Origin of the sequence: Bradyrhizobium sp. CER78, from assembly GCF_029846235.1 — a bacterium.
Lineage (GTDB): Bacteria > Pseudomonadota > Alphaproteobacteria > Rhizobiales > Xanthobacteraceae > Bradyrhizobium.
Genome location: NZ_JARVWP010000001.1, coordinates 526,495 through 539,000 on the forward strand (window position 1 = coordinate 526,495; position 12,506 = coordinate 539,000).

12 protein-coding genes are annotated in these 12,506 nt (G+C 65.3%); 7 read left to right on the plus strand and 5 right to left on the minus strand.

Translation table 11 applies throughout. The features are described from left to right. Nucleotides 1-22: 22 nt before the first annotated feature. On the minus strand, nucleotides 23-1,168 hold the full coding sequence (locus QDT69_RS02265) for an ABC transporter substrate-binding protein (RefSeq protein ID WP_279705023.1): 1,146 nt from the start codon (nucleotides 1,166-1,168) through the stop codon (nucleotides 23-25). 238 nt (nucleotides 1,169-1,406) lie between these two features. Between QDT69_RS02265 and QDT69_RS02270 the strand changes: the two genes are divergently transcribed. Then, entirely contained in the window at nucleotides 1,407-2,444 is a 1,038-nt protein-coding gene (locus QDT69_RS02270) for a GntR family transcriptional regulator (protein ID WP_279705024.1), read from the plus strand. Between the two features lie 2 nt (nucleotides 2,445-2,446). Here the strand turns inward: QDT69_RS02270 and hpaR are convergent, their stop codons facing one another. Then, nucleotides 2,447-2,980 carry a homoprotocatechuate degradation operon regulator HpaR gene (gene hpaR / locus QDT69_RS02275; RefSeq protein WP_279705025.1) on the minus strand — a complete coding sequence of 178 codons (534 nt, stop codon included), beginning with the start codon at nucleotides 2,978-2,980 and terminating at the stop codon, nucleotides 2,447-2,449. A 214-nt stretch (nucleotides 2,981-3,194) separates the two neighbouring features. Here hpaR and hpaH point away from each other — a divergent pair, with 214 nt between their 5' ends. The 6 genes from hpaH (at nucleotide 3,195) to QDT69_RS02305 (ending at nucleotide 9,581) form a co-directional block, all read left to right on the plus strand. Continuing rightward, on the plus strand, nucleotides 3,195-4,001 hold the full coding sequence (gene hpaH / locus QDT69_RS02280) for a 2-oxo-hept-4-ene-1,7-dioate hydratase (protein ID WP_279705026.1): 807 nt from the start codon (nucleotides 3,195-3,197) through the stop codon (nucleotides 3,999-4,001). Between the two features lie 21 nt (nucleotides 4,002-4,022). After that, nucleotides 4,023-4,421, plus strand: coding sequence for a 5-carboxymethyl-2-hydroxymuconate Delta-isomerase (locus tag QDT69_RS02285; RefSeq protein ID WP_279705027.1), 399 nt, complete (start codon nucleotides 4,023-4,025; stop codon nucleotides 4,419-4,421). Beyond that, nucleotides 4,414-5,958 (plus strand): 5-carboxymethyl-2-hydroxymuconate semialdehyde dehydrogenase, encoded by a 1,545-nt coding sequence (gene hpaE, locus QDT69_RS02290; protein WP_279705028.1) that lies wholly within the window; start codon nucleotides 4,414-4,416, stop codon nucleotides 5,956-5,958. Before QDT69_RS02285 ends, hpaE begins: the two co-directional genes overlap by 8 nt. 103 nt (nucleotides 5,959-6,061) lie before the next feature. Continuing rightward, nucleotides 6,062-7,045 (plus strand): 3,4-dihydroxyphenylacetate 2,3-dioxygenase, encoded by a 984-nt coding sequence (hpaD, locus tag QDT69_RS02295; protein WP_279705029.1) that lies wholly within the window; start codon nucleotides 6,062-6,064, stop codon nucleotides 7,043-7,045. A 10-nt stretch (nucleotides 7,046-7,055) separates the two neighbouring features. After that, on the plus strand, nucleotides 7,056-7,928 hold the full coding sequence (locus tag QDT69_RS02300) for a fumarylacetoacetate hydrolase family protein (RefSeq protein ID WP_279705030.1): 873 nt from the start codon (nucleotides 7,056-7,058) through the stop codon (nucleotides 7,926-7,928). A gap of 24 nt (nucleotides 7,929-7,952) precedes the next feature. After that, a complete protein-coding gene (locus QDT69_RS02305) occupies nucleotides 7,953-9,581 on the plus strand; it encodes a thiamine pyrophosphate-dependent enzyme (RefSeq protein ID WP_279705031.1) in 1,629 nt (542 codons plus the stop codon). Here QDT69_RS02305 and QDT69_RS02310 read toward each other — a convergent pair. The 3 genes from QDT69_RS02310 to QDT69_RS02320 all read right to left on the minus strand — a co-directional run bounded on the left by QDT69_RS02310 (nucleotide 9,578) and on the right by QDT69_RS02320 (nucleotide 12,420). Beyond that, nucleotides 9,578-10,792, minus strand: a complete 1,215-nt coding sequence (locus QDT69_RS02310; protein ID WP_279705032.1) for an MFS transporter — start codon at nucleotides 10,790-10,792, stop codon at nucleotides 9,578-9,580. The genes QDT69_RS02305 and QDT69_RS02310 overlap by 4 nt on opposite strands. Nucleotides 10,793-11,009: 217 nt before the next feature. After that, entirely contained in the window at nucleotides 11,010-11,663 is a 654-nt protein-coding gene (gene alkB, locus QDT69_RS02315; RefSeq protein ID WP_279705033.1) for a DNA oxidative demethylase AlkB, read from the minus strand. A gap of 13 nt (nucleotides 11,664-11,676) precedes the next feature. Further along, nucleotides 11,677-12,420 carry a 2OG-Fe(II) oxygenase gene (locus tag QDT69_RS02320; RefSeq protein ID WP_279705034.1) on the minus strand — a complete coding sequence of 248 codons (744 nt, stop codon included), beginning with the start codon at nucleotides 12,418-12,420 and terminating at the stop codon, nucleotides 11,677-11,679. Between the last annotated feature and the right edge of the window lie 86 nt (nucleotides 12,421-12,506).

The window sequence follows — 12,506 nt, forward strand, 5'->3', positions numbered from 1 at the left end:
GGGCGGCGAGGCCGAGCCGCGATCAATCGTTGAAGTCGATGTGCTTGTCGTAGACGATCTTGCCCTTGTCGTTCTTCACGACATTGTAGCCGTGCAGACCGTCACCGTTCTTGTCGAAGTTATACTCGCCTTCCGCGCCGGCGAATTTCTGCGTCGCCAGGATGGCGTCGCGGATCTTGTTCGGATCGGTCGAGCCGGCCTTGTTGATCGCCGCCGACAGAATGGTGATCGCGTCATACGGCCAGGCGCTCTGGTTGTCGGGCGCGGTCTTGTAGGCATCGCGATAGGCCTTGCCGAACGCCTTCGCAGCATCGCTCGAATCTTCGGCGAAGTCGGCGACCCCGTAGGTGCCGAACAGCGCCGGGCCGGCGAGCTTGGTCGAGGAGACCGCCACCACTGAGGGCGAGCCGACCCAGGGGATGTTGACGCCGAGCTGGCGGAGCTGCCGGGCAAAGATGCCGAGATCGTTCTCGAAGGTGAAGTAGGTGCCGAGCACGTCGGCCCCGGACTGCTTCACGGCCAGCACGACCGGGGTGAAGTCCTGGCTCTGGTTGGCGTAGCCCTGGTCGAGCACCGGCGGCGCGCCGAGCTTGGTCAGCGCCTCGGTGAGCGCCTTGCCGCCCGCGGTGCCGAAGGCATCGGTGGAATGCACGATCGCCCATTTCTTCTTGCCGAGCGTATTGACGCCGAAATCGGCGATCACGCGGCCGGAATAATTGTCGTTCGGGCGGAAGCGGAACAGCCACGGATTGCCGGAATGGGTGAGATCGGGATTGGTGCCGCCGATCATGACAGGCTTGCCGACCTTGATCACGTCGGGCGCCATCGCCTGCACCTGGGTCGAGCGGATCGAGCCGAGGAAGGCGACGATGTCGGATTGCGCGGCAAGCTTGGAGAACGCCAGCACGATGCCCGGATTGGTGGTCTGGTCGTCCTCGATGACGAGCTCGACCTGCTTGCCCAGCACGCCGCCGGCCTTGTTGACCGCGGCCAGCGCCAGCTTGGCGCCGTTCTGGGCCCACAGGCCCTGCTCCGCGGCCGGCCCGGTCACCGGCACGCACATGCCGATCTTGATGGTCGCTCCCTGCGCCCAGGCGCTGCGCACCAGCGCAGGAGCAGCGAGACCTGCCGCCAAGCCGGCGGAAAACTCACGCCTCGTCAGTTTCATTCAATCCTCCCTGTCATCCGCCGAACTTGATGTCGGCTGCGTTGCGACGAGCTGACGCGTCGATCTGTTGCCCAATCCGCAGCCATCGAGCGGCGCGACGAACAAACGTGAGCGCCGCTGCAGGGCACAAGACGCGCAACAGCGGCCGGCGTTTGCCGTAGCTAAACATGATTGCACATTGCACGCAATAGCCAAAAGTTCGCTGGTAACGGTGCGTAAATGCCTGCTACGAGCGACCATGACGCGATCACGTGATAATGTGACCGGCGGGCAGCCATCGATGTCGATTCCAAGAGCGAAATCGCAGACCAGACGGAAACAACCGGCCTACGCGCTGATCAAGAGCGCATTGGCAAAGCACATCCGGGCGGGTGACGTGCCTCCGGGCACGGTGCTTTCCGAATCGGCGATCGCGACCTTGTTCGGCTCCAGCCGCTCCCCGGTGCGGCAGGCCTTCGAACAGCTGGAGCACGTCGGCCTGGTGCGCCGGTTCGACGGCCGCGGCGTCATCGCCGGCAAGCGCAAGGTCGAACCACGACGCGTTCCGATCACACCGGAAATGTTCGGACTGACCGACGGCCCCGTCGATGCGGTGCGCAGCGATGCCTGGGACGCGCTCTATTACAAGCTCGAACGCGAGATCATCTACCGCTCGCTGTTCGGACGCTTCCGCGTCAGCGAGCTGGCACTGGCGCGGCATTTCCGGGTCGGACGCACGGTGGCGCGCAATCTGCTGCTGCGCGCGCAGGCGATCGGAATCCTGGAGAAAGGCGCCAAGGCGCATTGGTACGTGGTGCCGCTGGATGAGGATCGCCTGCGCGACATCTTCGAGGTGCGCGCAACGCTCGAGCCGCTGCTGCTCAAATCCGCGACGGCGAAGATTCCCACCGCACTGCTCGACCAGATGGCGGAGCGGCTGCGCGAGGGGATTCAATTCCGCAGCCGCGTCGGCGTCGGCGAGCTCGACGAGATCGAGGGCGACCTGCACATCCGCTGCCTGGGCTACGGCGTCAATCGCGAGATGATCGAAGCGCTCAAGCGCACCCATTGCGCATTCGTGATCGGCAAGCACATTCAGGTGGCGCTGACCGCGCCGCAGATCGATTCCTTCATGGACGAGCATCTGGTGATCATCGAAGCCTTGCGTGCCCGCGACGGCGATGCGGCGGCCGAGATCCTACGCCGGCATATCGAGTGGTCGCACTCGAAGGTCGCGGGCTGGATCACCGAATTCCGCGCCATCAACGTGATTTCGCGCGTGCCCTACATGGCCTGACGCTACTCGTCAGCCTCGACTTCTGCGTCCTCGGCCGAGCCCATTCCGGCGAGGCTTGCCTCCAGCACACCCAACATTTCGTGCAGCTCGGCAAGCTTGCGCGCGCCATATCGTCGTGTGATCTCGGCGTAGATCGCCTCCGACGTCGGGGCCACCGCCTCGATCAGCTTCAAGCCCTTGGCGGAGATCGAAACCACCGCACGGCGCGCGTCGTTCTCCGCCGCCTTGCGCTCGATCAACGCACGCCCCTCGAGATCGCGCAGGATGCGCGACAGGCTCGGGCCGAGCAGGAACGCGACGCGGGCAAGCTCGGTGACCTCGATCTCGTCGACTGCGGTGAGCGCACGCAGGATTCGCCACTGTTGCTCGGTCAGCCCGTGATTGCGCAGCGACGGACGGAATTGCCGCATCACCGCTTCGCGCGCACGGAGCAGCGACATCGGCAGCGAGCGCGAGAATTCGCGCATCGGGGTGCGCCGCGCCGCCGCGTCGTCACCCTGCTCCGGTCGGATCTCGTCCAGCTTCTTGCGCGCCATCACTTAATCCCGATCGTGATGGTGGCTCTTCGAGCCGCCATCACGATCTATCTCCCTGTTCGAGCATGATCCTGATCGGAAAACCGGTGCCCACTTTTCCGGATCATGCATCATGGCAAAAAAACTTTTGCATTGCAGCATGCCCTGATTCAGTTTGCGGGAAAGAACTTAACATGTTAATCATCTCCCGACATCCACTTTTTGTGTAGCACGCATGGCCCTCTCCAAGGACGATATCCGCGCTGCCGCCGAGCGGCTCGACAATGCGGAAAAGACCCGCAAACAAATCCGCCAGCTCTCGCTGGAATACCCCCGCATCACCCTCGAAGACGCCTACGCGATTCAGAAGGCCTGGGTCGAGATGAAGGTGGCGCAGGGGCGCGTCGTCAAGGGCCACAAGATCGGCCTGACCTCGAAGGCGATGCAGAGCGCGCTCAATATCGACGAGCCTGACTCCGGCATCCTGCTCGACGACATGTTCTTTGCCGATGGCGGCCTGGTCCCGACCGACCGCTTCATTGCAACCCGCGTCGAGGCCGAGCTCGCCTTCGTGATGAAGCATCGCCTTGCGGGGCCGAACTGCACGCTGTTCGACGTGCTCAACGCCACCGACTTCGTGGTGCCGGCGCTGGAGATTCTGGATACGCGGGTCGAGCGCGTCGATCCCGAGACCAAGGCGACGCGCAAGATCTTCGACACCATCGCCGACAACGCCGCCAATGCCGGCATCGTGCTCGGCGGCCGGCCGATCCGTCCACTGGAGGCCGATCTGCGCTGGATCGGCGCGCTGTGCTTCCGCAACGGCCAGCTCGAGGAAACCGGTCTCGCCGCCGGCGTGTTGAATCATCCGGCGACGGCGGTGGCGTGGCTCGCCAACAAGATCGCGCCGAACGGGCTTGCGCTGGAGGCCGGTCAGGTGGTGCTGGCGGGCTCCTTCATCCGTCCGATCGAGACCCGCAAAGGCGACACCATCCAGGCCGACTACGGACCGTACGGTTCCGTGAGCTGCTACTTCGCCTGACGCACTCAGCAGGAGCGCTGCATGCCGCATTTCACGATTGAATATTCCGCCAATCTCGACGATCTCGTCGACATGGGCGCGACGGTCGAGCTGGTCCGCAAGGCCGCGGTCGAGACCGGCATCTTCCCGCTCGGCGGCATCCGCGTCCGCGCCGTCAGGTGCGAGCATTACGCGATCGCCGACGGCCGCAAGACTTACGGGTTCCTCGACATGGTGCTGCGGCTCGGCGAGGGCCGCGACCTCGCCACCCGCAAGAAGGCCGGGGAGCATATCTTCAAGGCGCTATCGGCCCATCTCGATCCGGTATTCGCCAACAGCAAGTTCGCTCTGTCGTTCGACATGCAGATCAACGACAAAGAAACCAGCTGGAAACGCAACAACATCCACGACGCACTGAAGGTGGAGACGGTCAATGGATAAAGCGACAGCGAAATCATCAGCCGACGTATTCCAGGCCAACCGCGATCGCGCCGGTCCCCTGCTCGCGAAGTTGAAGGCCGAAGGCATCGGCAATGTGATCGACGGCAAGGTCGTGCCGGCAGCCTCCGGCCAGACCTTCGAGACCAAATCGCCGGTCGACGGCACGGTGCTGGCGACGGTGGCGCGCGGCAATGCCGAGGATATCGACCGCGCCGCAACGGCCGCGGCGAAGGCCTTCAAGGCCTGGCGCGACATGCCGGCGGCGCAGCGCCGCAAGCTCTTGCATCGTGTCGCCGATGCGATCGAGGAGCGCGCCGACGACATCGCCGTGCTCGAATGCATCGACACCGGCCAGGCGCACCGCTTCATGGCCAAGGCCGCGATCCGCGCCGCGGAGAATTTCCGCTTCTTCGCCGACAAATGCGGCGAAGCCCGCGACGGTCTCAACACGCCTTCGGACGAGCATTGGAACATCTCGACCCGCGTGCCGATCGGGCCGGTCGGCGTGATCACGCCGTGGAACACGCCGTTCATGCTCTCGACCTGGAAGATCGCGCCGGCGCTGGCCGCCGGCTGCACCGTCGTGCACAAGCCGGCGGAATGGTCGCCGGTGACCGCCGACATGCTGGTCAAGCTCGCCAAGCAGGCCGGGCTTCCCGACGGCGTGCTCAACACCGTGCACGGCTTCGGCGAAGAGGCCGGCAAGGCGCTGACCGAGCACCCCGCCATCAAGGCGATCGGCTTCGTCGGTGAGAGTTCGACCGGATCGGCGATCATGGCGCAGGGCGCACCGACCCTGAAGCGGGTGCATTTCGAGCTCGGCGGCAAGAACCCGGTGATCGTGTTCGACGACGCCGATCTCGACCGCGCGCTCGATGCCGTCGTGTTCATGATCTACTCGCTCAATGGCGAGCGCTGCACGTCGTCGAGCCGGCTGCTGGTTCAGGAGAGCATTGCCGGCACGTTCATCGATAAGCTGACCGCGCGCGTCAGGGCGCTTAAGGTCGGTCACCCGCTCGATCCCGCAACCGAGATCGGGCCGCTGATCCATGAGCGGCACCTCGCCAAGGTCTGCAGCTATTTCGACGTCGCAAAAAAGGACGGCGCCACGATCGCAGTCGGCGGCAAGCCGCATGACGGTCCCGGCGGCGGCCACTATGTGCAGCCGACGCTGGTCACCGGCGCCAACGCAAACATGCGCGTCGCGCAGGAAGAGGTGTTCGGCCCGTTCCTGACTGTGATCCCGTTCAGGGACGAAGCTGACGCCATCGAGATCGCCAATGGCGTGCAATATGGCCTGACCGGCTATGTCTGGACCGGCGAGATGGGCCGCGCGCTGCGCGTCGCGGATGCGCTGGAAGCCGGCATGATCTGGCTCAACTCGGAAAACGTCCGCCATCTGCCGACCCCGTTCGGCGGCATGAAGTCGTCAGGCATCGGCCGGGACGGCGGCGACTACTCATTCGACTTCTACATGGAAACCAAGCACGTCTCGCTCGCGCGCGGGACGCACAAGATTCAGAAACTGGGAATTTGAAGCCGTCGTTCCGGGGCGCGCAGCGAACCCGGAACCTCGAGATTCCGGGTTCGATGCTGCGCATCGACCCGGAATGACGGATAACAAATCTGAGGAAACACCGATGCCCGTTCCGACGCACGTTTTCGATCCGCCGTTCAACATCATCCGCTGCAGCCACGCCGTGCTCGATGTCACGGATCTCGACAAGAGCGCCACCTTCTACGAGAAGACGGTCGGCCTCCACATCGAGGACCGCGACGACAAGTCGGTGTATCTGCGCGCCAGCGAGGAGCACCAGCATCACTCGGTGGTGCTGCGCAAGGCGGCGAAGGCCGCCTGCAACCGGCTCGGCTTCAAGGTCGGCAATGACGGCGACCTCGACAAGGCCGCCGCCTTCTGTTCCGAGAACGGCATCACCTATGCCTTCGTCGACCAGCCGTTCCAGGGCCGCACGCTGCAATTCACCGATCCGTTCGGCTTCCAGATCGAGCTCTACGCCACGATGGAGAAGCGTCCGCATCTGTTGCGGCGCTACGATCTCTACAAGGGCTGCCATCCGCAGCGGCTCGACCATTTCAACGTGTTCGCCGCCGAGGTGCAGGACACCGTCGATTTCTACGCGCGGCTCGGCTTCCGCCTCACCGAATATGCCGAGGAGGATGGCGACAACGGCCGCATCGCGGCCGCCTGGATGCACCGCAAGGGCAATGTCCACGACTTCGCCATCACCAACGGCCGTGGCCCGCGCCTGCACCACATCGCCTATTGGGTGCCGACCGCGATGAACATCGTGCATCTCTGCGACGTGATGGCCTCCTCCGGCTATCTCAAGAATATCGAGCGCGGCCCGGGCCGGCACGGCATCTCCAACGCCTTCTTCCTCTACATCCGCGATCCCGACGGACATCGCATCGAGCTCTACACCAGCGACTATTTCACCGGGGATCACGACCACGAGCCGCTGCGCTGGTCGTTGCGCGATCCGCGCCGCCAGACGCTGTGGGGCGCGCCGGCGCCGCGCTCCTGGTTCGAGGAAGGCTCGACCTTCGCAGGCCAAGCGGTGCGCGAGCCGCGCTTCGTCGCCGACGTGCTGGTTGCGGACTAAGGGATTTCCGATGTCAGCCCCTCGCCTCGCCACCTATTCCGTCAACGGCGCCACCAGCTATGGCGCGGTCACCGACACCGGCATCGTCGACCTCTCGTCGCGCTTCGCCAAGGACTATCCGACCCTGCGCGAAGCGATCGCCGCCGGTGCGCTGACCAGGCTTGTCGAGGACGCTGCCAAGCGATCGCCCGACCACGCGCTCGACGCGGTCACCTGGCAGCCGCCGATCCCGGCGCCGGACAAGATCATCTGCATCGGCGTCAACTATCCGGACCGCAATGCCGAGTACAAGGACGGCTCGGACGCGCCGAAGTACCCCAGCATGTTCCTGCGGGTGCCGCGCTCCTTCGTCGGCCACAACACGCCGGTGGTGCGACCGCGCATCTCGCCGCAGCTCGATTATGAGGGCGAGCTGGTGCTGGTGATCGGCAAGGCCGGCCGGCACATTGCCGAGAGCGCCGCGCTCGATCACATCGCCGCGATCACGCTCTGCAATGAAGGCACCATCCGCGACTGGGTGCGCCACGCCAAGTTCAACGTCACCCAGGGCAAGAACTTCGATTCCACCGGCAGTCTCGGCCCGTGGATCGTGCCCTACACCAGCGAGGCGCAGATCGCCGACATCCGCCTAACCACGCGGGTCAACGGCGAGGTCAGGCAGGACGACCGCACCTCGCGCTTGATCTTCGGCTTCCGCTACCTCATCAACTACATCTCGACCTTCACGACGCTGGTTCCCGGCGACATCATCGTCACGGGCACCCCGACCGGCGCAGGTGCGCGGTTCGATCCGCCGCGCTATCTGAAGCCCGGCGATGTCGTCGAGGTCGAGGCCGAAGGCGTCGGCATCCTGCGCAACGGCGTCGTCGACGAAGCTAACTAACCCCGCAAGCAAGTGGACAGTGCCATGACCTCAACATCCGGCGGCGAAGCGATCGTCAACGGCCTCGTCGCCCACGGCGTCGACACCGTGTTCGGCCTGCCCGGCGCGCAGATCTACGGCCTGTTCGACGCGTTCCACCAGGCGCAGCTCAAGGTGATCGGTGCCCGGCATGAGCAGGCCTGCGGCTACATGGCGTTCGGCTACGCCCGCTCCTCTGGCAGGCCCGGCGTGTTCAGCGTGGTGCCCGGCCCCGGCGTGCTCAACGCCTCGGCCGCGCTGCTGACCGCATTCGGCTGCAACGAGCCGGTGCTGTGCCTGACCGGCCAGGTGCCGACGCAATTTCTGGGCAAGGGTCGCGGCCATCTGCACGAGATGCCGGATCAGCTCGCGACGCTGCGCACTTTCGTGAAATGGGCGGAGCGGATCGAATACCCTGACAATGCGCCCGCGATGGTGTCGCGCGCATTCCAGGAGATGATGTCGGGCCGCCGCGGCCCCGCCTCGCTGGAAATGCCGTGGGACGTGTTCACCCAGCGCACCCAGGTCGCTTCCGTCAAGCCGTTCGATCCGTTGCCGGCGCCGCGGCCCGATCCTGACCGCATCAAGGCGGCGGCCGATCTGATCGCCGGCAGCAAGGCGCCGATGATCTTCGTCGGCAGCGGCGCCATCGAGGCGCGCGAGGAGATCCTCGAACTGGCCGAGATGATCGACGCGCCGGTCGTCGCATTCCGCAGCGGCCGCGGCATCGTCTCCAATGCGCATGAGCTCGGCCTCACCATGGCGTCCGCCTACAAGCTCTGGCCGAAAACCGACCTGATGATCGGCATCGGCACCCGCATGGAGCTGCCGACGATGTCGCGCTGGCCCTATCAGCCGACCGGGCTCAAATGCGTGCGTATCGACATCGATCCGGTCGAGCTGCGCCGCTGGCCGGCCGACGCCGGCGTGATCGCCGACGCCAAGGCCGGCACCGCCGACCTCGTCGCAGCCGTCCGCAAGGCCGGCTACAGCAAGACCTCAGGCCGCCGCGCCGCGATCCGCGAGGCGACCGCGGCCACCGAGCAGGAGATCCAGCGCATCCAGCCGCAAATGGCCTATCTGAAGATCCTGCGCGAGGTGCTGCCGGCCAACGCCATCGTCACCGACGAACTGTCGCAGGTCGGCTTCGCGTCCTGGTACGGTTTTCCGATCTACGAGCCGCGCACCTTCGTCACCTCGGGCTATCAGGGCACGCTCGGCTCGGGCTTCCCGACCGCGCTCGGCGCCAAGGTCGCCAACCCGAACAAGCCGGTGGTCGCAATCACGGGCGACGGCGGCTTCATGTTCGGCGTACAGGAGCTCGCCACCGCGGTACAGTTCAAGATCGGCGTCGTGACGCTGGTGTTCAACAACAATGCCTATGGCAATGTGCGCCGCGACCAGCGCGAACGCTTCGACGGCCGCGTCGTCGCCTCCGATCTGGTTAATCCCGACTTCGTCAAGCTCGCGGAATCCTTCGCCGTCGGCGCCGCGCGCGTCACCTCGCCAGATCACTTCCGCCCGGTGCTGGAGAAGGCGCTGGCCGATGGCGGGCCGTATGTGATCTCGGTGGAAGTGCCGACCGATTCGGAAGTCTCGCCCTGGGCGTTCATTCACCCGGCGCGAAACAACTAGGCTGCTCTCACGCCGCGTTGCAGCCGCGACGCGGCGATCACGAGCAGGCCGGCGCCGGCGACCGACCAGCAGGCAACCGGCGCCCAGTGCACCAGCGGCGCATAGTCCGGCAGCTTCTGCAGGCCGCCCGCGACCGCCGCCATCCGCGCAAAGGTCGCAAGCGCCAGCGCCGAGAACACGAGGCCGGTGACCTTGCCCTCGGCGCCGGTCTCGCCGATCGCGAGCGCGGCCGACACCGCGCTCATCAACATGCAGCCCCAGGCGGCGCCCGCCATGAACTGCGCCACGATCAGCACGTTGAGACTGCCGGCGATCTCCGCCGCAACAATCGCGAAGGCGCCGAGCAGCCCTGCCGCGCCCATCACGATCAGGCCGCCGCGATGCTTGACGACGATGCTCGCCGGAAACATCGCAATGTTGAAGCCGATCCAGAACACCGGCATCAGCCATTGCAGATCGCTTGACTTGGCGAAGCGAAGATAGAACGGGGCGCTGTTGATGTTGAAGTGTAGCTGATAGCCGAGCGAGAGCAGCACCATCGACGCGATCAGGAACATCGGCACCGTTCCGAGCCGCCTTGCCGGCGGCGCAAGCCGCTCGGGCTGCACCTCCTCGGCGACGCGGCGCTCGATCCCTGAGAAGGCCAGCGCAGTCAGCAGCAGCACGGCGCCGGACAGCACGAACGGCAGCCGCGCATCATGATCGCGCAGCACGACGGCGAGATAGGGCGAGAGCGCGCCGGCGATGCCGTAGCCCAGCAGCGCCAGCGCGGCGAGGAACGGGACCGACGGTTGCGCGCGATACTTGCCGAGCAGCGTCAGCGGCGGCGCGCGCAAAGCCGACGACGTCACGGCCCAGATCACGATCAACACGATCAGCCAGACCCTTGCGCCCGGCCCGGTGCCGGCGACGTAAGGCAGTGCGACAAAGGCGGCGCAAGACATCGCGGCGAGAATGCCGACGAACACGCCGAGACGACCGACCAGGATCGAGATCCGATCAGCTGCCATGCCCATCGCCGTATCCGTGACGGTGAAGATGGCCTGGTCCATCATCAGGATCAGGATAACAGTTGATGGCGCGATGCCGACTTCAGCGCACAGCTTCGGCAGGTAGATCAGGTAGGTGGTCCAGCCCAGCGTGAAGACAAGCTGCAGCACGGCGAGATAGACGCCGGTGCGGTTGACCGCGCGGTCGGCCTTGGTGGTCATCCGCGAAGTCTAGACCAGCTGTGCCATTTGCGGGAGGCCTTTAGCCTGACTGACGCGACGAAGCAAAGGTACGAGCTGCCAAAAATATCGAAAACAACCCCATGCAAAGCAGCAGGCGTTCCGCCGGCACTCAAAAAAGCGCTTGACGCATCGGGCAACTCAGTAGCATATTTCCATTATTCCGAAATGGCGCAACCGGCCCGCGGCCGCGCAATAGCTAGCGCACCTTGCGGAAGGTCAGATTGATGCGCTGCCGGCCGAGCACGCTGTGCTCGCCATCGGCTAGCGGCGCCACGCCGTGATAAAATAACCGTGACGGCCCGCCCCACACCGCAACATCGCCATGTTCGAGCCGATAGCGGCGCGGCGTGTCGCTGCGCTTCAAGCCGCCGAACAGGAAGATCGCCGGCAGCCCGAGCGAAATCGAGACGATCGGCGCACTGTAATCGAGCTCGTCCTTGTCCTGATGCAACGACAGTTTTGCGCCGGGGACATAGCGATTGATCAGGCAGGCTTCTGGCGCAAAGCCGTGGAAGCCCGCTTCATCTGCGGCATCGGCGGCGAGCCTGCGCAACACCTCCGGCATGACAGGCCAGTTCCGTCCCGAGTCAGGATCGATCGGATCATAGCGATAGCCGCTGGGATCGGAGACCCAGCCGACGTTGCCGCAATTGGTCATCGCGACCGACATGCGGTGGCCGCCCGGCGTGATCAGATGCCGGAACGGCGCCTGCTTGACGATCACGCGCAAAGCCGGGATCAGCTCGGCCTCGAACGGCCGGACAAAGCCGCGCAGCAGCACCGCACCATCCGCGATTATCTCGCGCGGCGGCCGTGCATCGCCAATTGTCTCGAAAAGGTCAGCGGCCACGCCTCTCTCGCACTCACTTCGCGTCGTGGAAGATCACACCAACGGTGTGGCGATGACCGGTATGAATCCGGCTGACGCCGTGGCGCAGATTGACACGATACGGCCCGCGCGTCCCCTGCACCGGACGATGATGCACGGCAAAGGCCACCGCATCGCCCTTGGTCAGCGGCACCACCTCGGGCCGCGACTGCATCCGCGGCCGCTGCTCGGTCAGCACGAACTCGCCGCCGGTGAAATCACGCCCCGGCTGCGACAGCAGGATCGCGACCTGGATCGGGAACACGTGCTCGCCATAGAGATCCTGGTGCAGGCAGTTGTAGTCGCCCTCGCCGTATTGCAGCAGCAACGGCGTCGGTCGCGTCTGCCCGGCATCGTGGCAGCGCTTCAGGAATGCCGCGTGCGACGAGGGATAGCTGATCTCGATTCCCATCGTCTGGTTCCAGCGATTGGCCGTGGCAGTGAGCCGCGCATACAGCGCCGGCCGCAGCTCCGCGATCAAATCCGGCAGCGGATAGGAAAAGTACTTGTACTCGCCGCGGCCGAAGCCGTGGCGGCCCATCACGACCTTGCTGCGAAACCGGCTGTCGTCGGGATAGAGCGCGGCGATGGCGTCGCATTCCTCGGGAGTCAGCAGGCCGCCCAGGACGGCGCAACCCTGCCCGTCGAGGTCGGCCGTGATCTGGTCCCAGGCGAGGGCGTCGACGCGGGCCGGGATGTCGGAGGTGGGGCGAATGAGGGTCTTGGCTGTTGCTGTCATGGGGCGGAATCTCGCCCATGATCGCGGCCCGCGCCACCCGATTTCTGGCGGCGAGCATCCGCGACCAGCGCCCCAATCTCGCTGTC

Bases quoted from the DNA above. Each gene is read 5' to 3' on its own strand.
- QDT69_RS02265 (WP_279705023.1), bottom strand. From the start codon at position 1,168: ATGAAACTGACGAGGCGTGAGTTTTCCGCCGGCTTGGCGGCAGGTCTC.
- QDT69_RS02270 (WP_279705024.1), top strand. From the start codon at position 1,407: ATGACGCGATCACGTGATAATGTGACCGGCGGGCAGCCATCGATGTCG.
- hpaR (WP_279705025.1), bottom strand. From the start codon at position 2,980: ATGGCGCGCAAGAAGCTGGACGAGATCCGACCGGAGCAGGGTGACGAC.
- hpaH (WP_279705026.1), top strand. From the start codon at position 3,195: ATGGCCCTCTCCAAGGACGATATCCGCGCTGCCGCCGAGCGGCTCGAC.
- QDT69_RS02285 (WP_279705027.1), top strand. From the start codon at position 4,023: ATGCCGCATTTCACGATTGAATATTCCGCCAATCTCGACGATCTCGTC.
- hpaE (WP_279705028.1), top strand. From the start codon at position 4,414: ATGGATAAAGCGACAGCGAAATCATCAGCCGACGTATTCCAGGCCAAC.
- hpaD (WP_279705029.1), top strand. From the start codon at position 6,062: ATGCCCGTTCCGACGCACGTTTTCGATCCGCCGTTCAACATCATCCGC.
- QDT69_RS02300 (WP_279705030.1), top strand. From the start codon at position 7,056: ATGTCAGCCCCTCGCCTCGCCACCTATTCCGTCAACGGCGCCACCAGC.
- QDT69_RS02305 (WP_279705031.1), top strand. From the start codon at position 7,953: ATGACCTCAACATCCGGCGGCGAAGCGATCGTCAACGGCCTCGTCGCC.
- QDT69_RS02310 (WP_279705032.1), bottom strand. From the start codon at position 10,792: ATGACCACCAAGGCCGACCGCGCGGTCAACCGCACCGGCGTCTATCTC.
- QDT69_RS02320 (WP_279705034.1), bottom strand. From the start codon at position 12,420: ATGACAGCAACAGCCAAGACCCTCATTCGCCCCACCTCCGACATCCCG.